Raw genomic sequence first — 17,741 nt, 5'->3', positions numbered from 1 at the left:
AATTCTCCCAAAATGAGAATTTATTCAATTTTATTTTTCCTTTTGCTATTTAATTCCAATTAACCCTATAAGCTTTAAAATGATCCATGTATGATGGTTGCATTTTCAACCATTCAATCAAATTTAAAAGCAAGGGATCATGCAAAAGTTACTCCAAGACTTCTCTATACCTGCTGTATTTGCAGGTTTCATTACCTTCTTAATTGGTATCAGTGTTTCGGCTGTACTCGTTATACAAGCAGCTCAATTACTTGGCGCAAATCCTGAACAAATTACCTCTTGGTTTTGGGCACTCGGTTTAGGTATAGGTCTTTCAGGATTAATTCTTTCTTGGAAATTCAAATATCCTGTTGCCACCTCATGGTCAACCGCTGCACTTGCACTCATCATTGCCACTGCCAGCGGCTACTCACTCTATGAAGCGATTGGTGCTTTCTTGGTGAGCGGCTTACTGACTGCCACCCTAGGCTTTTTAGGCATATTTGAAAAAATTATTTCGTATATTCCCCAGAGTTTGACCAGTGCCATGCTTGCAGGCGTATTACTCAAGTTTGGTATTGCTCTATTCGCCAGTATGCAAAACGACTGGGCATTTATTCTCAGCCTCTTGGCGGTTTATATCATCACTAAACGGCTATGGGCACGTTATTGTATTGTGATTACCGTGATCGCTGGAATCATCATTTGTCCATTTTTTATGGAGTTTCATGTTCCAACCTTACATTGGGGATTGGCAAAACCAGTATGGATGACACCTGAGTTCACATGGTCTGCGATTCTAGGATTGGCACTGCCTTTATTTGTAATCAATATGGCATCTCAGTATTTACCAGGGATTGCGATGATTAAAAGTTATGGCTATAAACCCCATGTTAACCAACTTATTGGTTGGACTGGTACAGCGCAGACTTTGCTTGCACCATTTGGCTGTTATACCGTGAATATTGCCGCAATCAGTGCTGCTGTCAGTCTGGATGACCAAGTTCACCCAGACCCTGCGAAGCGTTATATTGCCGGCATGAGCTGTGGTTTCTTTTATATTTTGATGGGGTTATTTGCGGCAACATTGACAAGTCTATTGATGTCTTTTCCACATCTTTTTATTGTGGCATTAGCGGGGATCGCCTTGTTTGGTACGATTAGCCATAATATTGCGATTGCATTTCATGAAGTCAAAGACCGTGAAGCTGCACTGCTCACCTTCTTATTCAGTGCATCAGGTGTTCAGTTTTTTGGGATTGGTTCCGCTTTTTGGGGACTACTATTTGGCTTCGCTGTTTCGTTTATTTTAAACTTTAAACTTAAAAAATAGCATTTTGATCAATAAGATGAATGTAGGCTCATTCATCTTATTTTAAATTTGCAATCGTCGAATCAAAGCAAATCGAGAAGCGATAGACAAAAAAAAGCTTACCCTAGGATGGGTAAGCTAGAAAGCTTGAAACAACAATAGAAACTACAGCGAGAATCTGGAAGCTATCTTAGCGATTGGTTAATATTTAAACCAATACTTAAAAACACTTATTGGATATTTCTTAAACGAAAATACCCCCTAAAAGATCCACATTTCCAGCAAATAAAGTGAGAAAAATCTCATTTTCAAAGATAAAAAAACAATAAATCGCTGAGCATAATTCATTCATTAGACCAAAGTCTAAAGATTAAATCTCAGGGTAGTTGCCAGTGCCTTCAGGCCAGGGTGTAAGCAATTCAAATCCTGTATCTGTGACAGCAACCATATGTTCCCATTGTGCTGACAATGACTTATCCGCAGTAACCACAGTCCAGCCATCTTTCAGCTCTTTAACACTGGATTTCCCCGCATTAATCATTGGTTCAATGGTAAAAACCATACCCTTTTTAAGCACTAAGCCCTGTCCGGGTTGACCATAATGTAATACGTTAGGTTGCTCATGATAAATCTTACCAATCCCATGACCACAATATTCACGAACGATCGTATAACCTTCACGTTGCCCAACTTGTTGGATTGCATGACCAATATCCCCGAGTGTTGCACCGGGTTTGACCATATGAATCCCAGCCACCATTGCCTCATAAGTCGTTTCAACCAGTCTTTTCGCTTCAGGTTTAACTGTACCCACATAGTACATACGACTGGTATCACCAAAATAACCATCTTTGATAATTGCAACATCGATATTGATAATATCGCCATCATTTAAAACTTTGTGTTTTGATGGGATACCGTGACAGACCACTTCATTTGGAGAAATACAGGTGGTTTTGGTATAACCATAATATCCAATATTTGCAGGGATCACTTTTAGCGTATTGACAATAAAATCATTGCAAATATCATCTAAATACTCAGTCGTCACCCCTGGCTTCACATATTCACCAATCATTGCTAAAACTTGAGCAGCTAAACGCCCTGACACTCTTAATTTTTCAAGGTCTTGTTCGGTTTTAATGGTGACGGTAGAAGCTTTCATTGGATTTGTCCGCAAAAGTGAAAAAATATTATATGCCTTTTCAATACATTTAGGGCAATTTACCGCCTATCTTATTCAATAAAAATGCAAAATCAAGCACATAAATTTTAGAATGAGTATAATCTTTCCATATGATGATTTTATCTATTCTATTTTTTTTGAAAATTTTGATTTTTGAAAATTAACTGTGAATCATCCACATAAATATAATCAATATGACTAATTGGTTAAAATTTATAAAAAACGGGAATATTATCCATAAAATAAAATACAAAAAATAAGCTATTTCTACTAAAATCGCTGTTTTGCTTTTTCAACCACAGTTTATGACTAATCTCCGTACAAAGGATATTATTGCTTTAGGCTTTATGACCTTTGCCTTATTTATTGGGGCAGGCAATATTATTTTTCCACCCATTGTTGCTCAACAAGCCGGTGAACATGTATGGCTCGCAGCGCTAGGTTTTCTAGTCACAGCTGTAGGCTTACCTGTTATTACCATTATGGCACTTTCTAAAACTGAAGGTTCTATTGCGCTTTTAAGCTCGCCTTTAGGTAAAGTCGCAAGTTTAATACTGACCGTAGTGTGTTATCTCTCGGTTGGGCCATTATTTGCTACACCTCGTACTGCAACTGTTTCTTATGAAATTGGTTTTTCCTCATACTTTGGAAATGGTGGTACATCATTATTTATTTATAGTGTTATCTATTTTGCATTTGTAACTTTAGTTTCTCTTTATCCAAATAAATTATTGGATACAGTGGGTCATATTCTTGCGCCGCTAAAAATTATTGCACTGGCAATTTTAGGTATTGCAGCATTTCTGATCCCGACTGGTTCAATTTCTCCTGCGATCAACAATTACGCTACCAGCCCAGTTTCTGAAGGTTTTGTAAATGGTTATTTGACCATGGACACTTTAGGCGCTTTGGTTTTCGGTATTGTGATTATTCATGCCATCCACTCTCGTGGTGTCACAGATAAAAAGCTCGTAACCAAATATGCCATTATTGCAAGTTTGATTTCTGGTGTAGGTTTAACGCTAGTTTATCTCAGCTTATTTAAACTTGGTTTAGGCAGTCATGATGCTGCTCCAAATGCTGAAAATGGCGCAGTGATCCTGCATGCTTATGTTCAACATGCTTTTGGTGACTTAGGTTCTTTATTCCTGACAGGTTTGATTTTTATTGCATGTATGGTTACCGCGATTGGCTTAACCTGTGCATGTGCTGAATACTTCTCTGAACTCACGAAAATCCCATATAAAGTTTTAGTAATTATTTTGGTATTATTTTCATTGGTGATTTCAAATCTAGGTTTAACCAAACTGATTGCTTTTTCAGTCCCAGTACTCAGTGCAATTTACCCACCCGCAATTGTGGTCATTCTATTAAGCTTCTTTTGGGGCAAATTCAATAACCCAACCACGGTTATCGCACCTGTTACTGGTGTTGCATTTCTATTTGGTCTTATTGAAGGAATTAAAGTCACAAGCTTTAAAGACAGCTTACCTTTAATGATTCAAAACTTACCGTTAAATGAACAGAATCTTGCATGGGTGATCCCATCATTGATCGTGTTAATCATCTGTGTCGTAATTGATAAAATTAAAAAATAAAGCTTTTTAATTATCATCCTTAAAATTTGATTTTACCCAAATCTTATTTTAACAGTGATCAATAATTGTCATGTTTACCCCACAGGCCGTTATTGTTTGCGACACAATTTTTAAAGCGTCCTTTGATCCACCTTAGTGCTTCAAACATGTGATCTATGCACCTGAATAGATCGAATCAAGTTTTTCGCTATGTATAAAATCATTTGGCTTAAAAATACTAAAACTCAATTTTTATTTAGCACAGATAAATTCAGTCGCGTTGTCGCATTTTTTACATGAATGAACCGTTCTCCGTACCAAGATCGAATTATTTAAAAAAATAGTCAATTTTTTCGATTTTTGCATAAATATTGCATAATTTTTCATCAACTTTAGTCGAAAGTGCTTTCAAGACCTATTCAATTATTGTATTTTATTTTGATAACTGGCTCACACTAACTCCACAACAATTACATCATTTATATAAAAAATCACTCATATTTTCATTTTTTATAAAATAATCATCATTTGTAATAAATATGTCATAATTATTTTGAATAATAGAGGTATTTGCTCTTGAAATAATAATTAGATGTGGTACAACTGAATAAACCAATCCAGACTAAAACAATGTGGTTTTTGTCGAGCAGACAGGAGGAATGGGGATGTTATCAATACATTTCAATAAGCAAGTCTTCATTAATTCTTTGAAGACAAATACAAAACTGGTCATCTATCTAAGTACAACACTTGCACTTTTAGTGACTCTGTTTATTCATGGACTCATTCAAGGCAATTTAAAACCTGAATTTTTTGCCTATGCATTAGTCGTTTCTGCTGCCTTCTATGTTTGGGATGTAGTCGACCATAAATCTCGTAAACTCGCGAAGATTACAGAATAAAAGATGGATGCCATGCATCCATCTTAAATAAGAAAATTATAAAAATTTAAGTATTAAAACAAAGTATTAAACATTCCTAATAATAATCCTCCAGTCGCAATAATCTCCCCGAGTACCAATAACAGCATTGCTATACGTAACAATATTTTCGGTAATTGCATGGTTCCTAATTGGTGTGGTTGTTTGAATTGATTGGTCGTATCTTTTAAAAAACCATGCAAAACATAACTGGCGATTGAAAAGCTAAAAAAGAATAAATTGATCAAGACAAATATCAAATTTGTTGTTTCTGTCCAGCTTGAACAATAGGCCATTACCGCCAAAATCAAAGTGGCTGGAGCATAAAGCAAGCTACTGCGATGTGCGATATCGACATAATAATGCGCTCGGGCCATTTCTGATCGACTAATTTGGTAATATTTCCACACCCCTGTCAGCATACCTACCCATAGATAAATCCCGCTGAATATTAAAGCTAACTTTACTGACAAACCTAAACCCACAAAGTCCATTTAAAACACCCTAATTCCAACAGCTTAAAATATTTAGATTAGCTTTGACTCATAAGTCATACTTTGATCAAGTTTCTTTTTGGAACTTATGTAAAGTAATCATCAAAGCATACTCATTGAATTGTTATGAATACATTTGAAAATTTAACCATAACTTGTGCAGATAGCTATAGCTTAACTGCACGTTTTTATCCGGCAAAACAATCAACCCATCGATTGCCTATTTTAGTTTGCCCTGCAACAGGGATTACCCAAGGTTTTTATCATCATTTTATAGAGTGGCTTGCTCAACAAGGTTCAGATGTTCTGGTCTTCGATTTCCATGGTATAGGTGAGTCCTTACACGGTCCTCTTCGTCAATCCAAAGCAAGTATCCAAGACTGGGGGCAACTGGATATTCCTGCGGCCATTGAAACTTTGCTGAATAAGACAGGAAAACAACAAGTTATACTTTTAGGTCATAGTGCTGGCGGACAATTATTAGGCATTGTTTCTAACTACAAGAAAGTGGCACAAGTGATTGCAATTTCAGGTTCTACAGGACATGTCAAAGGACTTAAAGGGCAAACCAAACATATGGCGCCTGTCATGTTTAAGATGATCTTCCCTGTTTCGAGCTTAGTCAAAGGCTATGGCGCAACCAAGTTTTTAGGCATGGGAGAAAATTTACCCAAAAATGTTGCAAAACAATGGGCTGAATTTTGCAGTAAACCTGGTTATGTGATGAACGCTATAGGTAAAACGATTTTCGAGGACTATCACAACGAAATTCAATGCCCAATTACGGTGTATTGGTCATCGGATGATGAGATCGCCACTGAAGCCAATGTCAAAGACTTACTTCGCTTGTATCCCAAAGCCACCACAGAAATGATAGAGCTTAAACCGAAAGATACAGGTCATAAAGTCATTGGTCATATGCTGATGTTTAAGAAATCACACCAAAATTTATGGCCAACGATGACACAAAATATTTTTAATTAATTTTTAGTTTTAAGTACTTAGATAAGTAATCCTATCTAAGTGCTCTTTTTATTCAAAAAAAATGCCTCATCAATGAGGCATTTTTCTACTTAGTTTTTATATCTGCAATATCTGCTTGCGGTTTAATCATAAAACAGTTACGAAAATTGTTCTGGACGGGTAATTTTTACCGTCTTGATCCGATTTTCATCCATTTCGATGACTTCAAACCAAATGCCCTCTTGTTCAATCTGAGTGCCTACTTTTGCTTCGCCTTGAGTCTTGTCTAAAATCAAACCTGCTACGCTAAAGTAACCTGAGTCTTCTTGAACCAGATCCAACATACCAAGTTCCAACTCAAGCTGATACAAGTCCAGCATGCCTGACGCCTTCCACGTTGTATCATTCAATTTGATCAACTCTAGCTGTTCATCTGCATCAGGGAACTCACCTGCAATTGCCTCAAACACATCCAATGGAGAAATCAAACCTTGGATATTGCCAAATTCATTACTCACCAAGACCAAAGAACCCTTAGATGTTCTTAAAGTATGAATCGCGTCAATTACTTTCATTTTTTCAAAAATAAAAATTGGACGACTACGTTTAAGTAAAGCTTGTAATTGCTCTGGTTCATCCAGCACATCAATTAACTCTTTAGCACGGACAACTGTAACCACTTTATCCAATTGTCCACGACATACTGGGAATAAACTATGTGGTACAGCCAAGATTTGCTGACGAATACTCTCCGCATCATCTTCAAGATCGATCCACGAAATTTGATTTCTTGGTGTCATAATTGAGGCAACTGAACGTTCAGCAAGGGTCAGTACGCCACCAACCATATAGCGTTCTTCATCACCAAAGGCTTTTTGAGCGGCTAAAGCTTCAGGGCTTTGTAATAAATCTGCATCCAGCTTGCTTCCCATCAATTTTAAAATTGAATCTGCGGTACGATGACGCAGTGGCGTTTTCGACTGATGCTTTTCAACATTACGGCTGGAAAACTGGTTAAAGGCTTCAATTAAAATTGCTACACCAATACCCGAATAGATATAGCCTTTCGGAATATGGAAACCAAAACCTTCCGCGATTAAGCTCACACCAATCAACAATAGGAAACTTAAACATAGAATCACGACAGTCGGATGCTTATTGACAAAAGCAGTTAACGGCTTAGACGCAATCAACATCACAACCACAGCAATCGTTACAGCAGCCATCATCACGTAGATATTGTCGACCATACCGATCGCGGTAATCACTGAATCAAGTGAAAATACAGCATCTAAAACGATAATTTGCGCCACAACCGCCCAGAAGCTTGCATAAACAACTGCACCTGAACTTTTAACCTCAGGTTTGCCTTCCATTTTTTCATGTAGCTCAGTAACAGCTTTATAGACGAGGAACAGTCCACCGAATAATAAGATTAAGTCTCGACCTGAGAAAGACAACCCACCAAAGGTGATTAAAGGCTTGGTTAATGTGACCAACCACGAAATAATAGACAGCAAGCCTAAACGCATAATTAAGGCTAAAGATAAGCCAATAATACGTGCTTTGTCTCGTTGTTCTGGAGGAAGTTTATCTGCAAGAATGGCGATAAAGACCAGATTATCGATACCCAGTACAATTTCTAAAACAATCAGGGTTAAAAGACCAACCCAAATCCCAGGGTCTAATAAAAATTCCATTATTAGAGCTCCTGCTTATTATTATCAATATATAAAGCGGAGAAAAATAAATTTGACCTACACGACGACGGATCCATGAATGAAACCTTTTCAACTAAATTAGCTTAATTATGCACAATATCTTGCAGTTGTAATTATTTTTCACAAAAATTTTACATTTATTTAAGATTTTTCTTATGGGTAACTTAGTGATACAAGTGAATTCTGTGTAATCACTCTCCTCACAATGCGAATTTAATGCTTTATAGATGCCGATTCATCTTATTCAATTTAATTTTCACCCAATCTAACAAAAATGTCATTGGATTTTTTCAATATAAATTGTGTATAACTATAGTTATTAAATGCTACTTACCTTCTAAAGGTATAAATCGCTTTAATTTAATGAATGATTTTCAATCGGATATACAGGTATTTAGAGAAGAAATACTTAGATTTATTCACATTATGACCCAATCAACATGAATTAATTACAGTTAAGCCAAGTTGATTTCTTTCATTTTTCAGTTAAAATAACATCAGATGTTAATTTTTTTAACAAATAAGCTTGCTTTTAATATCATTTTCTTGGTAATTTTATAGTTGAGTAAGCCGAAATACATAGGATCAACCACTATGACACAAGGACATTTAATAAAAATCAACTTCTAGCGTTGCTTTTGAGACCTTGTCTTCAACAGCAAAATTAGAGTATGGATTTTTCTTCATTCCATATTGCATGAAGAAGCGACTAAATTTACGCAAAGTATTTCTACTTTTTTACCTAAACAGAGACAGTTATACAATGCTTTTACTTGATACTTTAGCTTAAGTTTACTTCAAGAAAAATTTACATTTCGTCAATTTTAATTGTTTTTTTCATTAAGTGAACTATCACATATTGATTCAAGTATTCAAAGTAAAATATGATTAGCGCTTAATATATGGCAATAATTACAAAAAACAGGGACCTCTAAATGACTAAAAAATATGCAAAATTTTTACCTACTGCTGAAAATTTTAACATCGAAAATTTCCCATACTACTGGATCACTCAAGTTCATTCGCAGTATGTTTTAAATTTAGATCACGTACTTAAAAAGTATGGGGTAGACAACTCGAGACGTCGATTATTGGTCGCGTTAGAAGCAAAACCAGATGCAAGTGTCTCAGAGCTTTCAGAAATGATCGTTTCAAAAATGTCAACGACGACCAAAATTGTGTATCGACTTAAAGAGGAAGGATTTGTCGAAACCTATTCTTGTGGACATGATGCACGTATCACACGGGTACATTTAACCGAATCTGGGCAACAAATGACCCATAAAATTAATGATTTAATGAGTGTTGTACTTGAACAGTCATTTGACGGTTTAACACCACTACAAATTGAAAAAACCATGGAAAATTTAAAAATCATCTTTAAGAATCTTGCACATTAATTGTTAAGATTCTTCATCAAAGATGTTCAACTGTGGCGAGTTTTTGTTATTCGATCTTTTGGGGCAATAAAAACACTCAAACTCAGCCACAGGGAACCCCTCAATAAAACTCAAAATATTGGGTTGCTGTAAACCCAACCATTCATCAAGTCGGTGATGTGGAATGACCACCACCGAACGTTTATCCGTTCGAGGTTCATGAAACTCACTCATCATCGGATGAAGGTGGGCGTCCATACTAATCATGGTGGCTGAACGAACAACTTCACCGGTTTTTAATCGGGTAATCTCATACAGTGCAGCAATATAAAAAGCCTGACCATCTTTACGCCGTACACCCCACCGTTGTGGTCGACCGTTGATATATTTGGATTCATAAAATTCTGTTACGGGGATCACACCAAATTGGCACTTGCTAAAAGCCTCGACAAAACTGCGTTTTTCCATCAGGGTTTCATTTCTTGCATTATAAGTATGTTTTGCGGCATCTTTATCCTCAGCCCATTTTGGCACTAAACCAAAGTTGACTAAACGCCACTCAAGCCCTTGATCGGATTTAAATAACAACGGCGTTTGAAAGCTTGGAAATATTTCTTCTTCATAAAGGAAAGGAATCGCAGGTAAGCCAAGCTGCTGAAGTTGTAATAAGCTGATCGGTTTAAAATTGGCACACATAATAATAAGATTTAAAATATTGATTTAAAATATTGATTTATAATTGTTGAATTTATCTATTGCACTATCCATTGATGAGACATTGATAAAAACTTGAGACAGCTCACAATTTCAATTGGGGATAAACCGAAGTTTACCCTCTTCACTTAGCTTTTATCCAAAAATCTTTTTCACTTTGGCACTTAAGCCATGGAAAAACTTATGTTTTGCATTGGCTTTTTCGCTGGTCAAAAAATTAATTTGAATAGATTGACGTTGCCCCTCATAAGGAATATAGCCATGCCAACCATTGTCAGTTACTTTAAATGCAACCAGTGAACCCGGACCTGCATTAATTTCAGTGACATAGTTATTGATGTCTTTATCATCATTAAGAATGCGTAAACGTCCATTCGGCGCATCCCAAGATTCATTTAAATAGATCAAAACCGTCAACAATTTGCTTTTTGAATCACTGTGAATCCGCCCATCTTTTTGACGAGAATAACCACGTAAAGTAATCATCATCGGATGTTCCATCACATTCACATCAAATTTATCTGTTAAAATTTGACGAAATTCTGGTGTATCCAATGATTTTAGAAATCGATCAAAATTAGGCTTAATTTCTACATCTTCGATGTTAAAGCTTCCGCCCTGTTCAATTTTAGGAAAGTCTTGGATTACCGCCTGGACTTCACTATCAGCCAAAGCATTTTCAACTACGAAATACGGATAAGGCGTACTCGCAACTTCAGCATTTTTCAGCGCATCTAATTTCAGAATTGATGTCATTTATAATTCAGCTTAATGATTAATTCCGTTAAATTGTATCAGAGATTTTATCTTATTGGCTGAAAACTCAAAGTCACGTCTACAAATTTTATATATGAAAGCAAAGCAACATTTAAAATAAACCATAAAAATAATAAAGCCTCCGAAGAGGCTTTATTGATAAGTTAATAGGATAAATTAGACGATAAAATTAATCACCTGTATAGCCTTTTAACTTTAAGCGATACGCATGCAATAATGGCTCAGTATAACCAGACGGCTGTTCGCCACCTTTGAATACTAAATCATAAGCAGCTTTGTATGCATAACCGTCAAAACCAGGTGCCATGTTGCTATATTCAGAGTCATTGGCATTTTGTTCATCAACAATTTTCGCCATACGCTGCATAACTTCTTCAACTTGCGCTTTAGTCACAATACCATGACGTAACCAGTTCGCAACGTGCTGAGAAGAAATACGTAAAGTCGCGCGATCTTCCATTAAACCGACATTGTTAATGTCTGGCACTTTAGAACACCCCACACCTAAATCAACCCAACGAACAACATAACCCAAGATACCTTGAAGGTTATTTTCAAGCTCTTTGGTCTTCTCTTCTTCAGTCCAGTTTGTATCTGTGGCTAAAGGCGGTGTCAACAAGTCATCTAACGGAAGCGCTTCAGTTTTCAATAACTCTTGTTGGCGTGCTGAAACATTACATTGATGATAATGAATCGCGTGAATCACAGCACCTGATGGTGAAGGAACCCATGCACAGCTTGCACCTGCTTCTGGATGTTCAATTTTGGTTTTATACATGTCTAAAAGCATGTCAGGTTTAGGCCACATGCCTTTACCAATCTGTGCTTTACCACGTAAACCTGCTTGTAGACCGACCATCACATTACGGTTTTCATAAGCTGGGAACCAAATTTGGCTTTTCACTTCACCTTTACGAACGAAAGGACCTGCTTCCATAAAGGTATGAATTTCATCACCTGTACGGTCCATGAAACCAGTATTGATGAAAATAGTACGGTCTTTCGCCTGTGCAATACAGTTTTTCAAGTTTACAGATGTACGGCGTTCTTCATCCATAATCCCGATTTTCAACGTTTTCGCTGGTAAGCCAAGTGCTTGTTCAGAACGTTCAAACAATTCAACAGCGAATGCAACTTCTTCAGGACCATGCATTTTTGGCTTAACGATATACATTGACCCTTTACGAGAGTTTTTGTTTTCGTTTTGGCCTTTGATGTCTGCAAAAGTCAATAATGGTGTAATTAAAGCATCCATAATACCTTCGTAGATTTCAGCACCATCTACAAGGATCGCAGGGTTCGTCATTAAATGGCCAACGTTACGAAGAAGCATCAATGAACGACCATGAAGTGTTGTTTCACCACCGATCAAGTTCTTATGTGTACGATCTTTATTCAATGTACGCGTCACGGTTTTACCGTTCTTCTCAATTGATTCTTCAAGCGTACCTTTCATTAGACCTAACCAGTTACGGTAGCCTTCTACTTTCTCTTCTGCATCTACAGCAGCAATCGAATCTTCCAAATCTTGAATCGTAGTAACAGCAGCTTCTAAAACAAGATCTTTAACACCCGCCGCATCAGTTTTACCCACTGGGCTATTTGCATCAATTTCAATAACAACGTGTAAGCCGTTATTTAAAAGTACAATTTCAACAGGTGCAGATTCTTCGCCATTAAAGCCGACAAATTGTGATTCTTTCGCCAAAGTCGAGGTTGAACCATCTTTAAGGCTTACAACAAGTTTTTTGCCTTCAACAGCATATTTTGTTGCATCTGCATGTGAACCATTTGCCAATGGGAATGTTTCATTTAAGAAATTCTTAGCAAATGCGATAACTTTATCGCCACGAACAGGGTTATAGCCTTTACCTTTTTCCGCGCCACCTTCTTCAGAGATCACGTCAAAACCGTAAAGCGCATCGTATAAAGAACCCCAACGTGCATTTGCCGCATTTAAGCAATAACGTGCATTACGCACAGGTACTACCAACTGCGAACCAGCCAATAATGCGATTTCTTCATCTACATTTTCTGTACTGATTTGAAAATCTTCTACTTCTGGTAATAAGTAGCCAATTTCTTTTAGGAAAGCTTTATAAGCTTGGAGTTCAAATTTATTGTTGCGGTGCCATTCATCAATTTTAGCCTGAATCTCATCACGCTTCGCTAAAAGCGCCTTATTCTTAGGGCTAAGATCGACAACAACTTGCTCAAAGTTTTTCCAGTATGTTTCACTATCTAAACCAGAACCTGGTAGTGCTTCATTTTCGATGAAATCGTAAAGTTCTTTAGCAATCGCTAACTTGCCTTTTTGAATACGTGCAGTCATTGTCTTTCCTGATATTGCTACTTTTTATAACAAGAGTTTCTAGTATACCGATTTAAACCATGCTGAATAGTACTATCACATTGCTAAATAGTGATCATTTTAATTAAAAAAAATAGCTACATTAACTTAAAAAATAATGATCAAAAATACAGCAACACCATCAACTAAATCATCAACTTAAATCGCTTTTTAACAGTGTATAAATTTTTTAAAATGTCTAAATTAGACCAAAGTGCTGAATCAACCCTAATTTTCCCATTTTTTTATACACTTTTATTCCTTGAGCAAAGATTAAGCCATGAATAGCGCTAAATGTCGATAAAACCAATCCATAATTCTGTGTAAAGAATTGTTCGACTCACTTATATTTTTTCTGTTTGTTCAAATCTCATCTTATTGTTTCAATTTAGATGATTGGAATCTTTAGCAACAAGGTGGAATCGCATAATTTTTTTAAACCACTTATACTTTTTTAGATTATTTAATTTTACAGCGTCGATCTATTATCTGGCGACAAGTAGAGATAACGTGCTGCACATAAAAAACCTGTTTAAAATTTTCATTCTAAACAGGTTTCTGGAATCGCAAGGTCTAAGCTAAATAAGCAATAGACCTTAGCTTAAAACGAAATGCTTCACTTAGTTAAAAGTTTTAAAACGTGTTGCATCATCAATAAATGTTTTTTCGCCCGCTGGTGCTTCGATTGAACCAAATACTAATTGTGCGCGAAGTTTCCAGTCAGCAGGTACATCAAATGTTGCTGCCACTTCTTCATCCACGATTGGATTATAATGTTGTAAAGATGCACCAATACCCGCTTCAGCCAATGCAGTCCAAGTTGCAAATTGTGCAATACCAGTTGAATGCTCAGACCATACTGGGAAATTATCAGCATATAATGGGAATTGTTCTTGTAGAGCTTTGATCACGCTTAAATCTTCATAAAACAACACTGAACCAGCACCAGCGATAAAGCTGTTAATTTTACCCGAAGTTCCTTCAAATGCTTCAGCTGGAACGATTTTACGTAAAGTTTCTAAAACGATTGTCCAGAATTTAACATGTGAATCACCAAATAAAATCACAGCACGAGAAGACTGTGAGTTAAATGAAGATGGGCTATGCTTGATTGCATCTTTGATGATTTCTTCAATTTTCGCTTGGTCTAAGCTTAAATCTCTACCAATTGCATAAATTGTACGGCGTTGTTTGATTTGATTTAAAAATGACATGGTGTTAATCCTTCTATGACCAAATGGGTCGTGTTATTTAACATGGTTTGAGTGTATTGCATCATTCTTAGTTTCGTCATGCTTATATACATAACAATGTGTTCTATATTTAGAACAATATGTGAAATCGGGCATTTTAAAATGCTATCGTGTTTTATGTGGTCCCCTTTTTGAATTGTAATTAAAGTATTTATTAATCAAACAATTTAATTAAAATTTACCATTAAACTCAGCCTATTGCCTTGAGCTTTTCAATGATAAGAATATGGCAAATATCCTATATACTTTTCATTGCTTGTTTTGTGGTAAAAATATTGCAAATCTGAACAGATGATTCTAGACATCGCATTAAAGTACAACTTGATGGCATTCTTATGATGCCTTCTTTCAATAACATACCACCATCAACCCCAATCTTAGAAAATAAAAACTCCGCATAAAGCGGAGTCTCATTTAAAATAAATAGTTTTCTAAATTATTTATCTGTTTCAAACAGTGCAGCGACAAATGATTTTGCAGAGAATGGACGTAAATCATCAATCTTCTCACCCACACCAATATATCGAATTGGTACATGGGTACGACTGGCAATATTAAACAACACACCACCCTTTGCTGTTCCGTCTAATTTGGTAATGGTTAAACCTGTTAAGCCTACAGCTTCGTCAAACATTTCAACTTGGTTAATCGCGTTTTGACCAGTACCAGCATCCACCACCAACATCACTTCATGTGGCGCAGTTGCATCAATTTTTTGCATCACACGTTTTACTTTAGTCAACTCAGACATCAAGTTACTTTTATTATGCAAACGCCCTGCTGTATCAGCAATTAAAACGTCCACACCTTTGGCACGTGCACTTTCAAAGGCATCAAAAATGACTGAAGCACTATCTGCACCATGGCCTTGAGCCACGACAGCAATATTGTTACGTTCACCCCAGATTTGAAGTTGCTCAGTTGCCGCTGCACGGAAGGTATCTCCTGCCGCAAGCATGACTTTCTTGCCTTCACCTTGTAAACGTTTGGCTAATTTACCAATCGTGGTGGTTTTACCCACACCATTTACACCCACCACCAAAATCACAAATGGATTTTTATTGGGATCGATATGCAATGGTTTTACCCGAGGTGCAAGTAAAGCAACCAGCTCTTCTTGTAGCGCTTTATACAATGAATGTGAGTAAATCAAATCACCACGTTCTGTACGCTCAGTCAAATTCGCAATAATGGTTTTAGTCGCCTCTACCCCGATATCAGCAACCAAAAGTTGCTCTTCTACTTCTTCGAGCAACTCATCATCAATTTCTTTACCACCAATCAGGATATTGACCATACCATCGGCAAGGCTTTTACGCGATTTGGTCAAACCTTCTTTCATGCGGCTAAAAAAGCCACCTTTAGATTTTTCATCTGCCGATTCAATCTGTTCGTCTTGGCTCTCAGTTTGAACAGGTTCCGTTTTAGGTGTTTCTACATTATTTTCAATAATAGGCACATTGACGGCTGGTAAACTAGGTAATGTGACATCGTCATCCCCGATATCCGCATCAATCAAGAATTTATTTTGCTGTTCTTGCATGCCGATTCCTTGAAAAGCATAGCGTTAAAAAAGAATGAGTTTAGCATAGATTGCATCATTTTTAGCGTTAAAGCAGCGATAAAACAAGCAAACCAAAATGCAACATTCCAGCCTTGCTTTAAATCATTAATTTTTTAAGAATAGTTCTAAATTTGAAATAAATTTTTGGGTTATCTGTGTATATTCTGAAATCTAAATTCTTAAATCTTCTTAGACAATCCAAAGTTATCCTTGCGCCACTTTTATTTTTATCTTTTAACACGGTAAATACGCAACTTCAGGCAGCACCTCAAAGCCAACTCTCTAGGACCACCTTTGAAACCACACTAAAAAATGGTTTAAAAGTGATTATCCGTGAAGATCATCGTTCACCAATTGTTATGACCCAAATCTGGTACGGCGTGGGGAGTAGTGATGAGTCAGGTAATGTACTTGGTATTTCGCATGTGCTTGAACATATGATGTTTAAAGGAACCAAAAAAGTTCCTGATGATGAGTTTGCTCGTTTGAGTCGAATTTATGGTGGCCGCACCAACGCTGCCACATATACAAATTACACCAACTATTATCAGCTTTACCCTAAGAAGTATTTTCCATTGGCATTGGAACTTGAAGCAGACCGTATGACGAATCTGGTCCTCAAACAACAAGATTTTGATCCTGAAATCAAAGTGGTTATGGAGGAAAGACGACAACGGACAGATGATAACCCACGAAATCTAGCCTACGAACGTTTTAAATGGATCGCCTATCCAACCAGTCACCATCGTCAACCAGTGATTGGCTTTATGAAAAACCTACAGAATATTCGTCTGGATGATCTTAAACATTGGTATCAAACATGGTACACGCCCAATAATGCGACTTTGGTCATTGTGGGAGATGTCAATGCAGAACAGGCACTTAAACAGGTTGAAAAATATTTTGCGGCAATTCCAAAAAAAGAACTTCCTGATCGTAATGATGTTTTAGAGTTTGATCGAATGGGGTATCGGCACATGGAAGTGCAGTTGCCAGTACAAGTCCCCAACTTGTTTATGGCTTGGAATGTTAAATCCATTGCCACAGCAAAAAACCCACAAGATGCTTACGCACTAACCATTATCCAATCCTTACTGGATGGCGGAATCTCCGCACGCTTACAAGACCGTCTGATTCGGGATAAAAAAGTGCTGACCGCAATCAGTGTCAGTTATGACCCCTATAATCGCGGTGACAGTTTATTTATGATCTCCGCGATCCCAAGTGATGATGTTTCTCTGGATGAGGCACAAAAAGCGATTGAAAAAGAGATGAATTTATTTAAAACAGAATTGGTCAATCAAACTGAACTCGATCGTGTCAAAAACAACTTCGTTTCAAATTTAATCTATAGTCAGGATGATATTGGTGGACAAGCCAATATGATTGGGAATTTAGAAGTAAACGGCCTAAGTTTTCGTTTAATGGATGAATTACCCAAACATTATGACAAAGTGACACCACAAGATTTACAACGAATTGCCAATATTTATTTTGTCAAAGCCAATCTGAGTAGTTTGTATTTAATGCCTGAAAGTACAAAAGAATAAAA

General features: G+C 36.8%; 14 protein-coding genes. 6 read left to right on the top strand and 8 right to left on the bottom strand.

The features are described from left to right. Window positions 1–139 precede the first annotated feature (139 nt). A complete protein-coding gene (locus AC07WY_RS00185) occupies window positions 140–1,312 on the top strand; it encodes a benzoate/H(+) symporter BenE family transporter (RefSeq protein WP_034617575.1) in 1,173 nt (390 codons plus the stop codon). A 349-nt stretch (window positions 1,313–1,661) separates the two neighbouring features. Here AC07WY_RS00185 and map read toward each other — a convergent pair whose 3' ends face one another. Next, window positions 1,662–2,456: a type I methionyl aminopeptidase gene (gene map / locus AC07WY_RS00180; RefSeq protein ID WP_004822201.1), complete on the bottom strand. Its 795-nt coding sequence runs from the start codon at window positions 2,454–2,456 to the stop codon at window positions 1,662–1,664. A 326-nt stretch (window positions 2,457–2,782) separates the two neighbouring features. Between map and brnQ the strand changes: the two genes are divergently transcribed. Together brnQ and AC07WY_RS00170 are read left to right on the top strand one after the other, a co-directional pair. Then, window positions 2,783–4,075, top strand: coding sequence for a branched-chain amino acid transport system II carrier protein (brnQ, locus tag AC07WY_RS00175; RefSeq protein ID WP_262086332.1), 1,293 nt, complete (start codon window positions 2,783–2,785; stop codon window positions 4,073–4,075). 644 nt (window positions 4,076–4,719) lie between these two features. Then, on the top strand, window positions 4,720–4,956 hold the full coding sequence (locus tag AC07WY_RS00170) for a hypothetical protein (protein ID WP_004719635.1): 237 nt from the start codon (window positions 4,720–4,722) through the stop codon (window positions 4,954–4,956). Between the two features lie 53 nt (window positions 4,957–5,009). Here the strand turns inward: AC07WY_RS00170 and AC07WY_RS00165 are convergent, their stop codons facing one another. Next, entirely contained in the window at window positions 5,010–5,468 is a 459-nt protein-coding gene (locus tag AC07WY_RS00165) for a hypothetical protein (protein WP_262086333.1), read from the bottom strand. A gap of 126 nt (window positions 5,469–5,594) precedes the next feature. Here AC07WY_RS00165 and AC07WY_RS00160 point away from each other — a divergent pair, with 126 nt between their 5' ends. Continuing rightward, the gene (locus tag AC07WY_RS00160) at window positions 5,595–6,452 is read left to right on the top strand and encodes an alpha/beta hydrolase family protein (RefSeq protein WP_494735464.1); all 858 of its coding nucleotides are present in this window, start codon (window positions 5,595–5,597) and stop codon (window positions 6,450–6,452) included. A 137-nt stretch (window positions 6,453–6,589) separates the two neighbouring features. Here AC07WY_RS00160 and AC07WY_RS00155 read toward each other — a convergent pair whose 3' ends face one another. After that, window positions 6,590–8,131 carry a TerC family protein gene (locus AC07WY_RS00155; protein WP_262086335.1) on the bottom strand — a complete coding sequence of 514 codons (1,542 nt, stop codon included), beginning with the start codon at window positions 8,129–8,131 and terminating at the stop codon, window positions 6,590–6,592. Between the two features lie 956 nt (window positions 8,132–9,087). Here AC07WY_RS00155 and AC07WY_RS00150 point away from each other — a divergent pair. Beyond that, window positions 9,088–9,552 (top strand): MarR family winged helix-turn-helix transcriptional regulator, encoded by a 465-nt coding sequence (locus AC07WY_RS00150; protein WP_262086336.1) that lies wholly within the window; start codon window positions 9,088–9,090, stop codon window positions 9,550–9,552. A gap of 3 nt (window positions 9,553–9,555) precedes the next feature. Here the strand turns inward: AC07WY_RS00150 and AC07WY_RS00145 are convergent, their stop codons facing one another. From AC07WY_RS00145 to ftsY, 5 genes are all read right to left on the bottom strand, one after another. Next, the gene (locus AC07WY_RS00145; protein ID WP_494735463.1) at window positions 9,556–10,227 is read right to left on the bottom strand and encodes an SOS response-associated peptidase; all 672 of its coding nucleotides are present in this window, start codon (window positions 10,225–10,227) and stop codon (window positions 9,556–9,558) included. Between the two features lie 153 nt (window positions 10,228–10,380). Then, window positions 10,381–11,001, bottom strand: a complete 621-nt coding sequence (locus tag AC07WY_RS00140; RefSeq protein WP_004719624.1) for a 2OG-Fe(II) oxygenase — start codon at window positions 10,999–11,001, stop codon at window positions 10,381–10,383. Window positions 11,002–11,191: 190 nt separating this feature from the next. Further along, window positions 11,192–13,354: a malate synthase G gene (locus AC07WY_RS00135; protein WP_004822212.1), complete on the bottom strand. Its 2,163-nt coding sequence runs from the start codon at window positions 13,352–13,354 to the stop codon at window positions 11,192–11,194. 638 nt (window positions 13,355–13,992) lie between these two features. Beyond that, window positions 13,993–14,586 (bottom strand): nitroreductase family protein, encoded by a 594-nt coding sequence (locus AC07WY_RS00130; RefSeq protein ID WP_004719619.1) that lies wholly within the window; start codon window positions 14,584–14,586, stop codon window positions 13,993–13,995. A 475-nt stretch (window positions 14,587–15,061) separates the two neighbouring features. Next, a complete protein-coding gene (gene ftsY, locus AC07WY_RS00125) occupies window positions 15,062–16,168 on the bottom strand; it encodes a signal recognition particle-docking protein FtsY (RefSeq protein ID WP_262086339.1) in 1,107 nt (368 codons plus the stop codon). 176 nt (window positions 16,169–16,344) lie between these two features. Here ftsY and AC07WY_RS00120 point away from each other — a divergent pair, with 176 nt between their 5' ends. After that, a complete protein-coding gene (locus AC07WY_RS00120) occupies window positions 16,345–17,739 on the top strand; it encodes a M16 family metallopeptidase (protein WP_262086340.1) in 1,395 nt (464 codons plus the stop codon). Window positions 17,740–17,741: the final 2 nt, after the last annotated feature.

The organism is Acinetobacter sp. GW821-FHT01C12 (assembly GCF_059422625.1).
Note: the sequence above shows the minus strand (reverse complement) of the source record. Positions and strands in the feature narration are given on the sequence as shown.

Bases quoted from the DNA above. Each gene is read 5' to 3' on its own strand.
- brnQ (WP_262086332.1), top strand. From the start codon at position 2,783: ATGACTAATCTCCGTACAAAGGATATTATTGCTTTAGGCTTTATGACC.
- AC07WY_RS00155 (WP_262086335.1), bottom strand. From the start codon at position 8,131: ATGGAATTTTTATTAGACCCTGGGATTTGGGTTGGTCTTTTAACCCTG.
- AC07WY_RS00150 (WP_262086336.1), top strand. From the start codon at position 9,088: ATGACTAAAAAATATGCAAAATTTTTACCTACTGCTGAAAATTTTAAC.
- AC07WY_RS00185 (WP_034617575.1), top strand. From the start codon at position 140: ATGCAAAAGTTACTCCAAGACTTCTCTATACCTGCTGTATTTGCAGGT.
- AC07WY_RS00140 (WP_004719624.1), bottom strand. From the start codon at position 11,001: ATGACATCAATTCTGAAATTAGATGCGCTGAAAAATGCTGAAGTTGCG.
- AC07WY_RS00135 (WP_004822212.1), bottom strand. From the start codon at position 13,354: ATGACTGCACGTATTCAAAAAGGCAAGTTAGCGATTGCTAAAGAACTT.
- AC07WY_RS00170 (WP_004719635.1), top strand. From the start codon at position 4,720: ATGTTATCAATACATTTCAATAAGCAAGTCTTCATTAATTCTTTGAAG.
- AC07WY_RS00145 (WP_494735463.1), bottom strand. From the start codon at position 10,227: ATGTGTGCCAATTTTAAACCGATCAGCTTATTACAACTTCAGCAGCTT.
- AC07WY_RS00130 (WP_004719619.1), bottom strand. From the start codon at position 14,586: ATGTCATTTTTAAATCAAATCAAACAACGCCGTACAATTTATGCAATT.
- map (WP_004822201.1), bottom strand. From the start codon at position 2,456: ATGAAAGCTTCTACCGTCACCATTAAAACCGAACAAGACCTTGAAAAA.
- ftsY (WP_262086339.1), bottom strand. From the start codon at position 16,168: ATGCAAGAACAGCAAAATAAATTCTTGATTGATGCGGATATCGGGGAT.
- AC07WY_RS00160 (WP_494735464.1), top strand. From the start codon at position 5,595: ATGAATACATTTGAAAATTTAACCATAACTTGTGCAGATAGCTATAGC.
- AC07WY_RS00165 (WP_262086333.1), bottom strand. From the start codon at position 5,468: ATGGACTTTGTGGGTTTAGGTTTGTCAGTAAAGTTAGCTTTAATATTC.